The organism is Ochrobactrum vermis (assembly GCF_002975205.1).
Taxonomy (GTDB): Bacteria; Pseudomonadota; Alphaproteobacteria; order Rhizobiales; family Rhizobiaceae; genus Brucella; species Brucella vermis.
In genome coordinates, this window is sequence record NZ_PCOC01000001.1 from 1,604,493 (window position 1) to 1,621,003 (window position 16,511).

Genomic DNA, 16,511 nt, shown 5'->3' on the forward strand with positions numbered 1-16,511 from the left:
GATCAGCTTCAAGTCTTAATTGAAGCCTGAGAAATGACCGGCAGCGTAACTGCCGGTCGAAATCATTACTCGATGATCGAAGCGACGATGCCTGCACCGACGGTGCGGCCACCTTCACGGATAGCGAAGCGGAGCTTCTCTTCCATGGCGATCGGAACGATCAGGGTGACGTCAACGGTGACGTTGTCGCCAGGCATAACCATTTCCGTACCTTCAGGCAGCGTGACAACACCGGTCACGTCCGTCGTGCGGAAGTAGAACTGCGGACGGTAGTTCGTGAAGAACGGCGTATGACGGCCACCTTCGTCCTTGGTCAGAATATAGGCTTCTGCCTTGAACTTGGTGTGCGGCTTAACCGAACCCGGCTTGCAGAGAACCTGGCCGCGCTCAACGTCTTCACGGCCAACGCCGCGGATCAGCGCGCCAATGTTGTCGCCAGCCTGGCCCTGATCGAGCAGCTTGCGGAACATTTCAACGCCGGTCACCGTCGTCTTCGTCGTCGCCTTGATGCCGACGATTTCAACTTCTTCACCAACCTTGACGATACCGCGCTCAACGCGACCCGTCACAACCGTACCACGGCCCGAGATCGAGAAAACGTCTTCGATTGGCATCAGGAACGGCTGGTCGATCGGACGTTCCGGGGTCGGAATGTAATCGTCAACAGCGGCCATCAGCGAACGAACGGCGTCTTCGCCCAGTTCCTTCGAGGAATCTTCCAGTGCAGCAAGAGCCGAGCCCTTGATGATCGGAACTTCGTCGCCCGGGAAGTCGTACTTCGACAGAAGTTCGCGAACTTCCAGTTCAACCAGTTCGAGCAGTTCTGCATCGTCAACCTGGTCGCACTTGTTCAGGAACACCACGATTGCCGGAACGCCAACCTGACGAGCAAGCAGGATGTGCTCGCGGGTCTGTGGCATCGGGCCGTCAGCAGCCGAAACGACCAGGATCGCGCCGTCCATCTGCGCAGCACCGGTGATCATGTTCTTCACATAGTCAGCGTGACCTGGGCAGTCGACGTGTGCATAGTGACGGTTTGCGGTTTCGTACTCGACGTGTGCCGTCGAGATCGTGATGCCGCGAGCGCGTTCTTCTGGTGCAGCATCGATCTGGTCGTATGCCTTGAATTCACCGAAAAACTTCGTGATCGCTGCCGTCAGCGACGTCTTGCCATGGTCAACGTGACCAATCGTGCCGATGTTAACGTGGGGCTTATTACGTTCGAATTTGCTCTTTGCCATCGCCGTTGTTCTCTTCGTTCTAGAACCGCTCAAGCGCCAGCACAAAAGCCATTTGGCTTCCGGGCCAACATTTATGCCAAAACGGAACGGCGAACCGCCCGTCGATGATTCCTTACACGCCAAACCGCTCTGAAAAATTTGGAGCGGGTAGCGGGAATCGAACCCGCGTATTCAGCTTGGAAGGCTGCTGCTCTACCATTGAGCTATACCCGCGCACTCTTAACTCTGATCCGACAGTGGTGGAGGGAGTTGGATTTGAACCAACGTAGGCATAGCCAACGGATTTACAGTCCGTCCCCTTTAACCACTCGGGCATCCCTCCAGATATCACTATCAGCAGAGTCGAGCGACTAGGCATTTCCGCGGGGCTTCTGGCTGACTGTTGGGCCAGCCGTCGATCCGCGAGGGGCCTTATGACGATAAGCTTATCCCCTGTCAACAGGGTAAAAGCGAAAAGAATGCATGTCCGTCCACAACGTCGTGGAAACATCCTCTCACATAGCCCTCTTATATAGGTCCAAACGCCCGCATTTCTCATGATTTTTGCGCCTGCGCCGGTTATTTGGCAATCAGAACAGCCTGATAGCAATCACATAGCAATCACTGGCGAAGTCGCTTTCTTCCACTCACCTAAAGAGCTATAAGCACGCCATGACCGATGAAAACTCGCCCCGCACCCCAAAAGATTCTCATTATGCGCGCCTGCGCCGCCAGCATCGCGATCTGAAGACCGCGACTGAAAGCAAATCACAGCGCAAACCCCAGCGCCCCTCCATTTCGGCAAGCGCCGTGACTGAGGGAACCGTACGCCTTTATGGACTCCATACGGTCCGCGCTGCCGTGGAAAACCCCGAACGCAAGATATTGCGCATGCGCGCGACGCGAAACGGTTTCGCTCGCCTTGAGATCGGAGAAGCCGAATCTCTTTCCTTCCCCGTCGAAATCGTCGATCCGCGCGACATCGATAAGGAAACCGGTTCTGAAGCCGTCCACCAGGGCGTCATGATCGAAGCAGAACCGCTGCGTGCCAAAAAACTGTCAGAGTTGAAGGACAGCCCCCTGCTTCTCGTTCTCGATCAGGTGACAGATCCACACAATGTCGGTGCCATCATGCGTTCAGCCGTCGCCTTCGGTGCTGGCGCGCTGATTACGACAAGCCGTCATAGTCCACAGGAAACCGGCGTTCTGGCAAAGGCAGCTTCCGGCGCGCTTGAAATGATCTCGCATATCGAAGTGCGCAATCTGGCTGAAGCGATTGAAGAGCTCCATAGCCTTGGATTCCAGACCATCGGTCTTGATTCGGAAGGACCACAGGAAATGGAGGCCACCTTGTCTGGTGGACGAATCGCTCTTGTACTGGGCGCGGAAGGCAAAGGCCTCCGTCAAAAGACACGTGAAACCGTCACGACACTTGCGCGTCTCGATATGCCGGGCGAAATTAAGTCGCTCAATGTATCGAATGCAGCCGCAATCTCGCTCTACGCTGCAGAGCGATATCTGCGCGCGTTGATTCACACGTGATTCTCCGATGAAAATGTCTCCCGGCTGGTTTTTCTTCCGGGAGACAAGACGGAAAAACCGCCCCCCGGTTTACGCAGTAGCGATATAGGTGCGGATGTCCTCCGCTTCGCGCTCGACGTCTTCGATGCGCCGCTTCACAACGTCACCGATCGAGATGATTCCCACCAGCTTGCCGTGTTCTTCCACCGGCATATGGCGGAAACGGCTTCGCGTCATGATCTCCATCACCTGATTAATCGTGTGATGTTCGCGGCAGACCTGAACTTTTGCCGTCATGACTTCGGCAACCGGCATGCTCATCGCCTTGGTTTCTTGCGCAGCGACAGCGCGCACAACATCGCGTTCAGACAGAATACCCTTGATTCGACCGGTCTCGTCGCACACCACCAGCGCACCGATCTTGTGTTTGTTCAACATGGCGACAGCGTGGGATAGCGTATCAGCAGGCGCGATAACCACCACATCCCTGCCCTTGGTCTCGAGAATCGATCTGACTGTCATGCCAAAGTCCCTCCAAGAATTAGCACTTGCCGCTCCTTCTGGCGTTTAAACGCCCTATGAAGCAGAACGCAGCTCCTCCCACCACGTTCCATGATGGTGCGCTTTGATCGTCAGATTAGCAAGTGGCATCAAATGGGGGGCAGGCTTTGTCAAAGCCAAATAAGCATGGAACTCTATCGCCTTAGTACGGCATCATAGCTGCGTGGGCGATCCATCAGCGATATGCCGAAGAAGCCAGCAATGAAACCGCCTATATGCGCTTCCCATGCAATGCTGGAAAGATCTGCACCTCCGGTCGAGTAAAGACCGGTAATGATGTTGATCAGGAACCAAACCCCGACAAAGGTCAGAACAGGTTTGAGCGTCAGGGTAACCCCTACCGGAAGGACAGGTCCTGCGAATTCCGACTTCCGTCCATGGCCTATGCGGCGGAAACCGTAGCGCGCCGCAGCACCCATCATTCCAGAAATCGCTCCCGACGCGCCCACCAGCGGCGAAACGCTATCCGGATAGATCGCATAATGGGTCAATCCCGCAACTACCGACGTGAAAATCCAGAAAGCGATCATTCGTCCCGTACCGATGCGGCCCGCAAGCGGAGAACCGAAGGCTGCAAGCCAGATCATGTTGACGGCTATATGGGCAATGCCGCCATGCATGAAGGAATAGCTGATGAGCGTGAAAAGGGCGGCAGGATCGGTAAAGCCGTCGGCCAGCGAAAAACGTGCCGGAATGAGCGCAAAGTTCAGCATGAACTCATAGTTCTGCTGCTCGCTGATGAGGTAGTTTTGATAAACATACACCGCGACGCACAGACCTATCAGAGCAATCACGACGCCGGGAATATTGAACATCGGCTCGCTACTACCCGACCGGCGATTATTGCCATTCATTTCCGGCTGGGGAACGCTCATGAACTGCTGCTTTCTAATCTCAGACGCGCCAGCAACCGGACCGAAAGAACCGTTTGCATCGGGTCGATGCATGTTGATAGGGCACAATCTGTTAAAAATAAAGGCCGACGGACGTTCCCGGTCGGCCTTCACGCGAATAGAGTTCTTTCGCGAAATCAAATCTGGAGCTCAGAAAAAAGCCAACCAAGTCAAAGGCTTCGTCCGATGGCTTATCAAAGCGTGTCTTTCAAAGCCGCGCAACCATTACTTATTATTAACCTTAACGGACAAGCCCGGTGGATGAAGAAAGGGTTAAACTGGTATCCGCGTCGTTAATACTATTTTAATGCGTTCACCAGCGGAGCCAGCCTCCGCGTGCAATGGACAAACCAACGGCGCATGATGATACACCGCAGTACGATCGCGATTTTCAGCGAATGGCAGCGCTTGGCCCGCACAGAAAGCGGCTACTTTCGTGCGCCAACACGCGAACAGATCGAGCCGCGCAAGCTCGGACGCCATCTATCCGATCTCTTCTTCCTCGAAGCCGAAGAACGCGGCGATTTGTCGTTTCGACTGGCTGGAACGCGCATTTGCACCCTTTTCGGACGCGAATTGAAAAACACCCGGTTCCTCTCGCTCTGGTCCGAGCGGGATCGCGCAGCCCTTCGGGAACTGTCGCAAAATGTCAGCGCGCTTGAGGTCCCTGCCCTTGTTTCGCATGTCGGGATCAGTATGTCTGGACGAAGCCTTGGCCTGGAAATGTTCCTGGCCCCGCTTGAAGCGCCCAACGGACAGATCAATCTTCTCGGCAGCGTCGCTGTGCTTGATTCCGTCAACTGGGTTGGAGCCGATCCAATTGTCCTCGGCCATTTGAATTCCATCGAACCGGTCGCACCCGATCTGGTTCTGGCCGATGAGGTTCGAAAATCAGCAGCCATTACAGTGAACGCAGCCGGCATAGGCAGACAATGGACCAATGTTCGTCTGACAAAGCCACAGGAACATGCAGCTCCAAAACTGCGCGTTATTAAGGGCGGTAAAGCCTGATAGGCGCTCTAAATCGCGATTTCTCTTTATAGATACGTGCTGTAATGTGGCCCGCAGTGAGAGTGGGCAAAATTTTGAGATGGATCGGCTTCGATGAACAGATTTGCTGCGGCATCTACTGCGAGTAATGTGCGGCAGGAAAATTTCAACGCCGTGAATGTCGATCTTAATGGCCGTTACATGCTGGAGAATCGCAGTGAGTTTCCCTGCGTAATCAAACGTATGTCGCCCGGAACGGCCCTGATGAGCGGTATAGCCACACCGCGAAATGGCGAGCGTATCATCGCTTATGTCGATCATGTCGGGCGCATCGAGGGCGTAACAAACGAAGTCACATCCGAAGGCTTCCACATTCTCCTGTCGACATCCGAGCAGAAGAAAGACAAGCTTTCCGCACAGCTGACCTGGCTCGCCAACAAGCACGAGCTTGCCCTGCCCGAAGATCGCCGTCATGAACGCGTCGTGCCACGCAAGACCCAGCACAACATCACTTTTGCTGACGGCACCCAAAGACTATGCCGTATCGCCGACCTTTCCCTTTCTGGTGCAGCAATTGAAAGCGAGTTCAAGCCCGCAATCAAGAGCGGCATCATGCTGGGACCGATCCGGGGAACCGTCGTTCGTCATTTTCAGGATGGTTTCGCAGTGGAATTCGCCACCATCCAGACCAGCACAACACTGGACAATCTTTTCGGCTGAATGCGTCCGCCCAAAAGATAAACGCGCGTCAAGGTTACGGAATGGCAAACCTCAAAACACGCGCAATCACAAAAAAGCCGCAAAAACAGCCCGATTTGCCCTGAATTTGTCCGTTCGTTGACAAAAAGTTTCAGCGTTATTTGCAGTTTTAATCGAATTTGACTCGCATTTTCGCACGCAAATTTGCGCGCCTTCAAATTGTCCAAGTCATCTTAGTCCCCAACAGGGAGACAAAAGAATGACAAAACAAACCATCATTGCAGCCATCCTGATGCTGCTCGGAATCGGACTGGCAGAGGCCGCGAGCCCCGCCTCCAATTCACCGTGGATGACGACCGGCGAACGTACGTCCCAGCCGATCGGCCATTATGAATTCTGCGCGCGCTACCAGTCCGAATGCAACAATACCAGCCGCAACAGCAACATGTTGAAGCTGACGCCTGAAACCTGGAAGCAGATCATTGCAACCAATGCGAGCGTCAACGAAAAGATCGCGCCGATGACCGATATGGAAGCCTGGGGGCGCGAAGAGTATTGGGAATATCCGACAACAGTCGGTGACTGCGATGACTACATGCTTTTGAAGCGTCGCGAGCTGATGGCGCTCGGCATCCCGGCAAACACGCTGCTTTTCACGGTAGTTCGTCAGCCGAACGGTGAAGGCCATGCGGTTCTGACCGTTCGCACCGACCGCGGCGACTTCATCCTCGACAACCTCGATACCCGCGTCCTTGCGTGGAACAAGACCGACTATAGCTATCTGAAGCGCCAGTCGACCACGAACACCGGTAGCTGGGTCTCAATCAAGACCGACCGCGAACTTCTCGTCGGCAGCATCAAGAACTGATCCCGACAAACTAACAAACAAGGACGGGCCGTCAGTCTCCCTCTGGCCCCGTCCTTTTGTTTTCAGGCAGGCTCTAATCCACGCATGAAGGACCGGGCCTTCTCGACATAATGCTCTGCAGATAGTTTGAGTTTCTCGACCGCAGCATCGTCCAGTTCCCGGAGAATTCGTGCAGGCGAACCGACGACCAGCGAATTATCCGGTATTTCCTTGCCCTCGGTCACAAGCGCGCCTGCTCCGATCAGACAGTTCTTTCCGATCTTCGCACCATTGAGAACGATGGCGCCCATGCCAATCAACGTGTTGTCACCGACGGTACAACCATGAAGAATAGCCCGATGCCCGATCGTGCAACCTGCGCCAACCGTCAGCGGAAAGCCGATATCGGTATGCATGATGGTGTGTTCCTGAACATTGGTATCGTCGCCGATGGTGATCGGCTCGTTGTCGCCGCGCAAAACAGTACCAAACCAGAAACCGGCATTCTCACCGACAACGATCTTGCCGATCAGGGTCGCATCGGGCGCGATCCAATTGCTGCTGCGGTCCGCAAATAGCGGCTTGTGCCCGTTATAAGCATAGATCGGCATGTGCTTCCTCCATCAACAAACTCGATATTGAATCGCTAAGCCGTTTCAAGCTGTCATACAAGCACGACTTCACGCTCTGTTAACCATAAAAGACCGATATTCTTTTGCAATATCATCACCATGACGCCCAGATGGAAACCACACCAGATTACACCGCCTCGAAAATCGGAAGCCGCCTCTTCGGCTGGCTGCTATTGGCGGTTGTCGTTCTGATTCTGCTTTCAGTCGTCGTGAATGTTGGCGGGCGTCTACTCGGTCCTCTGATTGCGCGAGGCGGACACTCCGACAGCACGGACGCTTACGAGATCATCATCGGCAACAATGTCCTGTCGATTCCTGCCAATATGATCCGCTTTCCGAATCAGCGGCGCGACGGTGTGACGGGGCGCCTCGATCTCTATGCGCGCTGGCCGGGCATGACTGGCTATACGGAACGTGACCGCGCCATCTTCAACCTTCTCACTGCGAAGCGGCATCTCATTTTCATGTCCATCGAGCAGCGAACAATGTCGCGCGATATGAGCGGGCGTTACCTGCCAATATATGCCGAGCTGATAGACCCGGTCGGGGAAGTTGCCCCCGGAAACCTGACGGTACACCGCTTTCTCGAAAACAGCGGTTACAAGGGCGAGGAACTGGTCTTGTCCGACCCGAGCAGTGGCAAGCCGGAATTTGTTGCGCGATGCCTTGCGGATGGCGCAGCGGAAAGCTTCAATTCATGCGAGCGTGATGTCCAGTTTGGGCGCGACTTGCAGATTCTCTACAGATTCCCCCGCTCCATGCTGGGCGACTGGAAGTCACTGGACAAGGCGGTTGTCGAATTTGCCAATGCTCATCTCCTTGACGGCAAACCTGCCGACTGACGCCGCACGAAAATGAGCGGTGGAGCAGCCACGAGATAGATTGCCGGGCCAACCAGCCACACCCATCCGTTCCAACTTGCAGCAGTCCTCATATAAAGGGCCGTAAAAATAATCGGCCCGGCAACGGCACTGATATTCGTAAGACTTGCGAGCGTTCCCTGAAGTGCACCTTGCTTGTCTTGACTGGTCTTATTCGACAGGACGGACTGCAGAGCAGGCATCGCTATACCGCCAAACGCCAGCAAGACGAGAATTGGTGCTACCATCCAGCCTTCTTTAGCAATCGCGAGGGATGCCATGCCCAGCCCATCAGCTGCTATTCCGATGAATATCGTATATCCAGCTCCAATTGTTGCAACGAGACGACCCGTACCCATCCATTGAAACATGGCATGCAGCAGACCGAAGATCGCAAGCGACAAGCCCACATATGTCGTGTCCCAATGGAAACGATCTTCCGTGAATATCACCCACAAGGCAGCTGGTATCTGTCCTACCAGTTGCAGAAGAAAGAAAATCCATAGCAAGAGTTTCAGTCCCTTCTGCACACCTGATGGTACAATGGCGCCAAGAGATCCTTTTGCCTGTGGCGTTGGTTTGGCTGTCCGGCGAACCTCCGGCATCAACAGGAAAACCGACAGGGCCATGGAACCGCTGACCACGGCAGCGGCGGCGAATGGAGCCGTCGGCGACACATTGCCTAATGCGCCGCCTATAACTGGTCCAAGAATCATGCCGCCGCCATAACAGGCACCCAACCAGCCGAAGGCTTGGGCACGTGCGCCCTCCTCCACCGTATCTGCTATGCAGGCCCCTGCGACGGCCATCGTCGCTCCCATCATACCCGATAGGATGCGCCCCACATAGAGAACCCACAGATGGGGCGCAGCAGACATAATGGCATAATCGACCGTCGAGCCGATAAGCGAGCCAAGCAAGACCGGCTTCCGGCCAAACCGGTCGGACATTCGCCCTAGAATGGGAGCGAAGATAACCTGCATCAGCGCATAAAGAGACAGCAGAACTCCATAGTGACCTGCCACATCGTCGGAATGGACCACATCGCGCAGTAAGCTGGGCAGAACGGGCATCACCAGCCCGATGCCCATGGCATCCAAAGCTGTAACAGCCAGGACAATCATCAACGTGCGGTTCATGCCAGTTCCCATAATTTATCAATGATAAGGATCTGGATTTAAAATTTATCAATGATAAATTGTCAAGGCATAACTGATTTGGTGAGCGCATTGGCAAAACTACACCGTGATACCCTGATACGAACGGCACTCGAACTATTGAATGAGGTCGGAGAAGAAGGCCTGACGACGCGTCGCCTGGCGGAACGGCTGGGCGTGCAGCAGCCCGCGCTTTACTGGCATTTCAAAAACAAACGCGTGTTGCTGGATGCCCTGGCGGAAACGATTTTGGCGAAGCATCACGACCACGCCTTACCGCGCGCCGGGGAGCACTGGCGTCATTTCCTGATTGAAAATGCGCGTAGTTTCCGGCGGGCATTGCTAACTTATCGTGACGGTGCACGCATCCATGCCGGAACGCGCCCGAATAACAATCAGATAGGACAGGCGCAAGCCCAGATCGATTTTTTGACCCAGGCAGGCTTTACACCCGCAGATGCAGCGCGCGCGCTGATCACCATAAGCCATTATGTTGTCGGTTCTGCGCTGGAACAACAGGCTTACATCCACGAGAACAAACCGTCCGATATGACGAATATCGCAGCCGCATCGAATACCGCAGAAGCCATTGCAATTTTGGATGCAGAAGGCCCAGAAAGCCTGTTCGATTTTGGTTTGATGCTTCTGATCGAGGGGCTGGAGAGACATCAGTAGTCCTGAGCCGAGCCCTCTACTTCCCGCTCAATTCCTGAAAAGCGCTTTGCCCATCTTCCCTGAACTTGATCTTGCCCAGCGGAACCCCGCTCATGAGGCGTTCTTCAGTGGCAGTCAGCACGATTTCCAGCCGGAGCATTTCCGTCGAACCTAGAAGCTTCCAGCATCCTTTTCCCGCAAGAAGGGAAACGTTGTGATCCATAACATAAGCGGCGGCGGCATAGGCGCCGTCGCATTTCCCAACGCTTTGCGGTTCATCGAGGATCTCGATCACCGAAAGGGACCCATCGTCCTGCTCTGTTTCAATGGTACCCAGAATTTCAGCGCGCGCCGCAAAGGACAAGGCGACCAACAACATAGCCAAAGAAAAACCGAACTTCATAAAGACACCCAAGGGTCAGAAATTATTTGGCAGTCTTAGAGACTGAATCAAAAAGCGGCATGTGTGTGGGAAAATGGCGATTCTCGAGTACCGGAGCTGAGCGTGCTCAAGGAACGTGAGCAACCGACGGCAGCATGACGGACGGAGCCAGCGTGGCAGCGACGGTCTTCACGAATCCTCATTGTCCGGATAACAAGACGCCCTCTCCGTTATGGAAAGGGCGTCAAAGAACATTCCTACCGTGCATCAGCGTCGTTCGGGACGCGATTGCCGTGACAGATCAAAGATCGACGTCGAGAATAGCCATCGAGAAATTGTAGGAGAGTTCGCCCTCGTCCTCGTCCTTATAGACCAGGCCCAAGAATTCGTCGTTGAGATAAAGCTCGGCGGAGTCGTTTTTGCGCGGGCGCGCCTTCACCTGCAGGCCGGGATTGTTGAAGGTCCGTTTGAAATAGGCGTCAAGTTTTTTGAGTTCTTCGGGTTTCAACCGGCTTCTCCTGATATTGAATTGAGCCGGTTTTATTGCACCCGGCAATTTCCTATGTAAACCCCCGGCAAAGCCCTGCTCATGGGTTGTCGGCAGTTAATAGCTTCTTTTGACAGAATATAGGCCGCATACCGGAAAAAACCAGCATGCGGCCGTGTTCAGCCTACAGCGGTACAACGTATCGCTTAAATCCCTTCACCCAGCATCTGGTCCATGACGCGGGAAGGTTCGGCGCAGCCCGTATCTCCCATGATCCGGGCCGGCACACCGGCAACCGTGACATTGTTCGGAACGGGCTTCAGAACAACCGAACCGGCAGCGATTTTCGAGCAATGACCGACTTCGATATTGCCGAGAATTTTCGCGCCAGCACCGATCAGCACGCCATGGCGGATTTTCGGGTGACGGTCGCCGCTCGATTTCCCTGTTCCGCCAAGCGTGACACCGTGGAGGATCGAAACATTGTCTTCGATCAAGGCAGTCTCGCCGACGACAAGGCCGGTCGCATGATCGAGAAACAGCCCACTGCCAAGCCGGGCTGCCGGATGAATATCGGTCTGGAAGATCGAGGATGAACGGCTCTGCAGGTAATAAGCGAAATCCCTGCGGCCTTCATTGTAAAGCCAATGTGCCAGACGATGGGTCTGGATCGCATGGAAACCCTTCAGATAAAGGATCGGGTCCATGAAGCGGTTATAGGCCGGATCGCGATCATAAACCGCCTGAATATCAACCCGCACGGTCTGAGACCATTCAGGATTGGCATCCAGCATCGCATCGAAGGTCTGTCGAAGAATATCGGCACTCAGATCGGCATGACCGAGACGTTCGGCAATGCGGTGCATGACCGCATCTTCCAGGCTCGACTGATTAAGGATCGTGGCATAAAGGAACGTCCCCAGCACGGGATCGTTCTTGGCTGCTTCCTCCGCTTCGGCACGGATGGAATGCCAGATGGGATCGACTTGACCCAAACCGGGGGTCGCTTTCGCTGATGTGCGAACGGACATATGCATACTCCAGTTTTGCACCGTGCAAGGCGAGACGACAGCCGAACTTTTCGCTCGATCCCTGCACCGCAATACGAGTTCGGCGCGCAGCATAACTTAAAATGCTTTGCCTTGACACGGCTGAATTTGACGCGGCCCATCGGGGCGTTCTTTGTCTCAAATCAAATTCACTTCAGAGCGGATTTTCTTTCAGGAACTGCAATACCGCCTGCTTGTAAACCTTGTCACCGACAGCCAGCATATGGTCACGGCCCGGTATATCGACAGCCTGCCCATTTGGCAGAAGATCGGCTAGTTCCTGCGCGCTGCCTGCAATGTCGTCGGTCGTGCCGACAGCCACGAGAACGGGCTGCATGATGCGTGCAATCGCGACCGCTGGAACTAGCTCCTTGGAGGTGATCACGCAGGCTGCGAGGGCGATACGGTCGCTCTTGGTCTGATCGGCGAATTTACGGAACATCTGTCCGCGCGGATGCGTGATCGTCGCCGGATCTTCGGCAAGCAGCGCCTCGCCGATGGGCTCCCAGTCGCCCGCACCCGTCACCATACCAATGCCGAGACCGCCAAAAACAGCACTACGGACACGTTCTGCGTGCTCAATGGCCAGAAACGCCGTGATGCGCGCGCCCATGGAATACCCCATGACATGCGCCTTTTCGATCCCTAGGTGATCGAGCAGGGCCGCAGCATCAGCCGCCATCTTGGTCGGCGTATAATCGTCGGCGTCATGGCTTTTGGCCGAGAATCCGTGTCCACGATCATCAATGGCGATAACATGATATCCGGCTTCGGTCAGCGTCCGGAACCAGCCGGGCGAAACCCAGTTGACGAGGCTCGAAGAAGCAAAGCCGTGAATGAGCAGGATCGGATCGCCTTCTCCGTCCTGACGATATGCCAGACGCAAGCCGTCATGTTCGAAATATTCGATATCGAAGGCACTCACCTGATTATTCCTCTTGATTGCATTGTCTTGACGTCACGGCTTGCACGCACCGCAAATCACGCGATGAACGGCCTTGTCACCAAGCTTTATGCCGGTTCGTTTAACCGTACCGGCCAGAAGTTCCACGACATACGCTGCCGGAACCTCGGATGAAATGATATTTTCGGAGAATGGCACCGCATTTTCGTGAATGGCCGATACACGCCCCTTGTCGTCTAGGAAGACCATATCGAGCGGCGATGGCGTGTTCTGCATCCACATCATGACGCGTCGCATCTCGCCAAACACGAAGATCATCGCCCGATCTTTGGGAAAATCCGTTCGCCACATCAGGCCGCGCACACGCGCGTCGTCGCTATCTGCCACTTCCAGCGCAAAGTTCACCTTGTTGCCATTGGAGGTGATGAATGTCAGCGGCTCCTTGTCGACCGGCAACCGCATCGGCTGTGTTTCATCGGCCTGAGCAGCGAACGCAAAGAAAACAAATGCAAAAACAAGAAAAATGCGACCCATACCCTGCCCATTCTGACAAATAATTAGGGCCGTGAACCTATCAACGGGACAGGATGGCGACAAGACCGCGCAAGGTAGTAACAAGCGTCTTTCACCCGCTTGTTACTACAATAGGGAGTTTCGGCACGCTCTGAACCATGCGCTTGATTGGCGCACAATCCAACTGGAGTACATCGACGGCCTATAAGCTTATGCTTTAAATAGAAAAGGTAGAGCTCAGGTCTGAATGATTCAGATCGAAACGTACTCTAATGAGAAACCGGGATCGCCGTGCCGATATCCGGATGGATTTCAGCGGCCATCAAGCCCTTGTCGCCTTCGCCGAAGCGAATGAGTACGACCTGACCGGGACGCAATTCCATCATGCCGAAACGACGCAGCGTCTCCATATGGATGAAAATATCTTCCGTCCCCTCACCGCGCGTCAGAAAGCCGAAGCCCTTGGTACGGTTGAACCACTTGACGATCACACGCTCAAGACCGCTCGATGGCGTGACAATTACATGGGTGCGCTGCGGCGGCATCTGCGCCGGATGAACAGCGGTCGACGTATCCATCGACAGAACACGGAAACATTGCAGGCCGCGATCGCCATGGCGCACTTCACAAACGATGCGTGCACCTTCCAAAGCGGTCTGGAAGCCGTCGCGGCGCAATGAAGTCACATGAAGAAGAATGTCATTAAGGCCCGGCTGGTCTGGAACAATGAAGCCGTAGCCCTTGGCTACGTCGAACCATTTGATATGGCCCGAAATTTCGATGATATCGCCCAGCTCTTCCGAGGCGTGCTGGCTGTGAAACTGGTCATTTGACACAGACTTGTCCGCCATGCGTTCGCCCCTCCTCTGTTCTTCCGTTGCGATTCCGACCTGATTCTTGTCCAAAGAATAACACTTCCTTAACCGGAGGCGGCAAGCCCAAACTTGCGTCCGTCCCCATGAAGACCACAGACTTCACAGTTTCATGGTTACTTTTTCCAGCGCAGCAGCATTTTGAAACTGACCCACCACCTGAAATATGGCCGGTCGTCAATTTGGCAATGATGTTTCCGAGACAATTCCGGTCACATCTGCCGCTCAAAATTTTTGAACGTCATTTTCTCCGTGATAACTTGACGTTCGGCCTCCGGCATTGGATTCGATGTCCTTGGCGAACCGATCGGTCTTCCATACGTTTCCCGAACTTCAACAACCAAGCAGCCGAGGAAAAGACTATGCGCTATCTGCACACGATGGTCCGAATTCGCGACATCGACGAATCTCTTGATTTTTACGTCAACAAACTCGGTCTTGAAGAAATCCGCCGCACTGAAAATGAAAAAGGTCGCTTCACGCTGATCTTTCTCGCAGCGCCTGCGGATACGGATCGGGCCAGGGCGGAGCGGGCACCGGAGCTGGAATTGACCTACAACTGGGATCCGGAAACCTATACGGGCGGTCGCAATTTCGGCCATCTCGCCTATCTGGTCGACGACATCTATGCCAGCTGCCAGAAGCTGCAGGATAAGGGCGTCACCATCAATCGTCCGCCGCGTGACGGGCACATGGCCTTCATCAAGTCGCCCGATGGCATTTCCATCGAGCTGATCCAGAAAGGCGACCGTCTGGCGCCGAAGGAACCTTGGGCTTCAGCCGAAAACATCGGCAGCTGGTAACAAAAAAGCCCCGGATAATGAACTGACCCCCGAAAGTTGGACACCCAACTTCGGGGGTTTTGCATGTCGAAATACAGCAGCACGTTCAAGCAGGAGATCGTCGCGTACTACGGCGACGGCGGGCACAGCTACCGAGAGGTAGGTCTTCGTTTCGGGCTCGACTATTCCATGGTCCGCCGGTGGGTCGCCAGTCACGCGGCACATGGCGTGGCTGGCTTATCTCGCAAGCACAGCCATTATGATGCACAGTTCAGGCTGTCGGTCCTTGAGCGGATGTGGAAGGATGGATTGTCCCGTCGGCAGGTGGCTGCGCTTTTTAATATTCGCAGCGCAGCTTGCGTGTCAGTCTGGGAGGATCGATATGAGCGCGGCGGCCTTGAGGCCTTGGCTCCGCGCCGAAAAGGGAGGCCGCGATCTATGCCGAAGCCACCTGTCGCCGCACCGCCGAGCCTGGTTGCCGACGGGGATGGATTGCCAAGTGATGAAGCCAGGACCCGCGAGGAATTGCTGGCAGAACTGGCCTATCTGCGCATGGAGAACGACTATCTAAAAAAACTGGAGGCCTTAACGCAGGCGCGTCAAACGCCGAACGGGCGCAAGCCGTCCAGGCGTTAAGGCCGCTCCATCCGCTTGAAGGGCTGCTTGCGCTTTCGGGTCTGGCGCGCAGCACGTTCTATTATCAGCTCAAGGTGCTGTCGTCAGGCGACCGGCATGAGGCCTTGAAATCGACGATCCGCTCCATCTTCGATGAGCACAAGGGCCGCTACGGCTATCGCCGGGTGACGGCGGCGATCCGTGGGCGTGGGGACGCAGTCAATCACAAGACCGTCCAGCGGCTGATGGTCGAGATGGGGCTGAAGTCTCTGGTTCGACCCAAGAAGTACCGTTCCTACAAGGGTGGGGCTGGCCGTGTGGCACCCGATCTACTGCAACGTCAGTTCTCGGCCAGACGGATGCATCAGAAGTGGGTCACAGATGTCACCGAGTTCAATGTCGCCGGGGAGAAGCTGTTCCTGTCACCCATCATGGACCTTCACAACGGCGAGATCATCGCCTTCGAGACAGCCAGACGACCCGTCTTCAAGCTGGTCAAGGACATGCTCGGCAGGGCATTGAGCCTGCTCGATGACGAGAACAGGCCAATCCTGCATTCCGATCAGGGTTGGCAGTATCAGACGCCAGAATGGCGCCGGATGCTCGAAAGCAGCAATATCGCAGCAAGCATGTCACGCAAGGGAAACTGCCTCGACAATGCCGCCATGGAAAGCTTCTTCGCGACGCTCAAGTCCGAGTTCTTCTATCCCAACCGCTTCGACAGCATTGACAGTCTGCGCGATGGCGTTGAGGACTACATTCACTACTACAACAACGATCGCATTCGCATGAAACTAAAAGGGCTGAGCCCTGTGCAATACAGGACCCAGCCCTTAAATAATCCCAGCCTATGAACCGTCCAACTTTATGGGG

The 16,511-nt window shown here is 54.9% G+C and carries 19 protein-coding genes and 2 tRNA genes; 8 read left to right on the forward strand and 13 right to left on the reverse strand.

Annotated elements, in window-relative coordinates; genetic code table 11:
• Positions 1–65: 65 nt before the first annotated feature.
• The 3 genes from tuf to CQZ93_RS07990 form a co-directional block, all read right to left on the reverse strand.
• Complete coding sequence (tuf, locus tag CQZ93_RS07975; RefSeq protein WP_105542088.1) at positions 66–1,241, reverse strand: elongation factor Tu; 1,176 nt, start codon at positions 1,239–1,241, stop codon at positions 66–68.
• A 139-nt stretch (positions 1,242–1,380) separates the two neighbouring features.
• Positions 1,381–1,454: transfer RNA gene (locus CQZ93_RS07985), tRNA-Gly, on the reverse strand.
• A gap of 24 nt (positions 1,455–1,478) precedes the next feature.
• Positions 1,479–1,563: transfer RNA gene (locus tag CQZ93_RS07990), tRNA-Tyr, on the reverse strand.
• Positions 1,564–1,892: 329 nt separating this feature from the next.
• Between CQZ93_RS07990 and rlmB the strand changes: the two genes are divergently transcribed.
• Positions 1,893–2,762 (forward strand): 23S rRNA (guanosine(2251)-2'-O)-methyltransferase RlmB, encoded by an 870-nt coding sequence (gene rlmB / locus CQZ93_RS07995; protein ID WP_105542100.1) that lies wholly within the window; start codon positions 1,893–1,895, stop codon positions 2,760–2,762.
• Between the two features lie 69 nt (positions 2,763–2,831).
• Here rlmB and CQZ93_RS08000 read toward each other — a convergent pair whose 3' ends face one another.
• Entirely contained in the window at positions 2,832–3,263 is a 432-nt protein-coding gene (locus tag CQZ93_RS08000; protein ID WP_105542101.1) for a CBS domain-containing protein, read from the reverse strand.
• A gap of 173 nt (positions 3,264–3,436) precedes the next feature.
• A complete protein-coding gene (locus CQZ93_RS08005; RefSeq protein ID WP_105542102.1) occupies positions 3,437–4,177 on the reverse strand; it encodes a rhomboid family intramembrane serine protease in 741 nt (246 codons plus the stop codon).
• A gap of 381 nt (positions 4,178–4,558) precedes the next feature.
• Between CQZ93_RS08005 and CQZ93_RS08010 the strand changes: the two genes are divergently transcribed.
• The 3 genes from CQZ93_RS08010 to CQZ93_RS08020 all read left to right on the forward strand — a co-directional run bounded on the left by CQZ93_RS08010 (position 4,559) and on the right by CQZ93_RS08020 (position 6,752).
• Positions 4,559–5,206 (forward strand): PAS domain-containing protein, encoded by a 648-nt coding sequence (locus tag CQZ93_RS08010; RefSeq protein WP_105543221.1) that lies wholly within the window; start codon positions 4,559–4,561, stop codon positions 5,204–5,206.
• Positions 5,207–5,299: 93 nt separating this feature from the next.
• Positions 5,300–5,905, forward strand: coding sequence for a PilZ domain-containing protein (locus CQZ93_RS08015; protein ID WP_105542103.1), 606 nt, complete (start codon positions 5,300–5,302; stop codon positions 5,903–5,905).
• A 238-nt stretch (positions 5,906–6,143) separates the two neighbouring features.
• Positions 6,144–6,752 (forward strand): transglutaminase-like cysteine peptidase, encoded by a 609-nt coding sequence (locus CQZ93_RS08020; protein WP_105542104.1) that lies wholly within the window; start codon positions 6,144–6,146, stop codon positions 6,750–6,752.
• 62 nt (positions 6,753–6,814) lie between these two features.
• Here the strand turns inward: CQZ93_RS08020 and CQZ93_RS08025 are convergent, their stop codons facing one another.
• Positions 6,815–7,342, reverse strand: a complete 528-nt coding sequence (locus tag CQZ93_RS08025) for a gamma carbonic anhydrase family protein (RefSeq protein ID WP_105542105.1) — start codon at positions 7,340–7,342, stop codon at positions 6,815–6,817.
• A 131-nt stretch (positions 7,343–7,473) separates the two neighbouring features.
• Here CQZ93_RS08025 and CQZ93_RS08030 point away from each other — a divergent pair, with 131 nt between their 5' ends.
• Positions 7,474–8,205, forward strand: a complete 732-nt coding sequence (locus tag CQZ93_RS08030) for a hypothetical protein (RefSeq protein ID WP_105542106.1) — start codon at positions 7,474–7,476, stop codon at positions 8,203–8,205.
• Here the strand turns inward: CQZ93_RS08030 and tet are convergent.
• On the reverse strand, positions 8,175–9,362 hold the full coding sequence (tet, locus tag CQZ93_RS08035; protein WP_105542107.1) for a Tet(A)/Tet(B)/Tet(C) family tetracycline efflux MFS transporter: 1,188 nt from the start codon (positions 9,360–9,362) through the stop codon (positions 8,175–8,177). The two genes, CQZ93_RS08030 and tet, sit on opposite strands and share 31 nt — an antisense overlap.
• 81 nt (positions 9,363–9,443) lie before the next feature.
• Between tet and tetR the strand changes: the two genes are divergently transcribed.
• Complete coding sequence (gene tetR / locus CQZ93_RS08040) at positions 9,444–10,055, forward strand: tetracycline resistance transcriptional repressor TetR (RefSeq protein WP_286152752.1); 612 nt, start codon at positions 9,444–9,446, stop codon at positions 10,053–10,055.
• A gap of 16 nt (positions 10,056–10,071) precedes the next feature.
• Here tetR and CQZ93_RS08045 read toward each other — a convergent pair whose 3' ends face one another.
• The 6 genes from CQZ93_RS08045 to CQZ93_RS08070 all read right to left on the reverse strand — a co-directional run bounded on the left by CQZ93_RS08045 (position 10,072) and on the right by CQZ93_RS08070 (position 14,220).
• Positions 10,072–10,437 carry a hypothetical protein gene (locus CQZ93_RS08045; RefSeq protein WP_105542108.1) on the reverse strand — a complete coding sequence of 122 codons (366 nt, stop codon included), beginning with the start codon at positions 10,435–10,437 and terminating at the stop codon, positions 10,072–10,074.
• Positions 10,438–10,717: 280 nt separating this feature from the next.
• On the reverse strand, positions 10,718–10,924 hold the full coding sequence (locus tag CQZ93_RS08050) for a DUF3126 family protein (RefSeq protein ID WP_010659890.1): 207 nt from the start codon (positions 10,922–10,924) through the stop codon (positions 10,718–10,720).
• Positions 10,925–11,109: 185 nt separating this feature from the next.
• The gene (cysE, locus tag CQZ93_RS08055; RefSeq protein ID WP_105542109.1) at positions 11,110–11,934 is read right to left on the reverse strand and encodes a serine O-acetyltransferase; all 825 of its coding nucleotides are present in this window, start codon (positions 11,932–11,934) and stop codon (positions 11,110–11,112) included.
• A 172-nt stretch (positions 11,935–12,106) separates the two neighbouring features.
• Complete coding sequence (locus tag CQZ93_RS08060) at positions 12,107–12,877, reverse strand: alpha/beta fold hydrolase (RefSeq protein WP_105542110.1); 771 nt, start codon at positions 12,875–12,877, stop codon at positions 12,107–12,109.
• A gap of 33 nt (positions 12,878–12,910) precedes the next feature.
• Positions 12,911–13,390: a DUF192 domain-containing protein gene (locus tag CQZ93_RS08065; protein ID WP_105542111.1), complete on the reverse strand. Its 480-nt coding sequence runs from the start codon at positions 13,388–13,390 to the stop codon at positions 12,911–12,913.
• Positions 13,391–13,638: 248 nt separating this feature from the next.
• Positions 13,639–14,220: a cold-shock protein gene (locus CQZ93_RS08070; RefSeq protein WP_105543223.1), complete on the reverse strand. Its 582-nt coding sequence runs from the start codon at positions 14,218–14,220 to the stop codon at positions 13,639–13,641.
• A gap of 383 nt (positions 14,221–14,603) precedes the next feature.
• Between CQZ93_RS08070 and gloA the strand changes: the two genes are divergently transcribed.
• A complete protein-coding gene (gene gloA, locus CQZ93_RS08075) occupies positions 14,604–15,044 on the forward strand; it encodes a lactoylglutathione lyase (RefSeq protein ID WP_105543224.1) in 441 nt (146 codons plus the stop codon).
• 63 nt (positions 15,045–15,107) lie between these two features.
• Positions 15,108–16,492 (forward strand): IS3 family transposase gene (locus CQZ93_RS08085; RefSeq protein ID WP_422616076.1). Its coding sequence is split into 2 segments (ribosomal slippage): positions 15,108–15,600 and positions 15,600–16,492, totalling 1,386 coding nucleotides; the frame shifts between segments, so codons are not numbered across the junction.
• Positions 16,493–16,511: the final 19 nt, after the last annotated feature.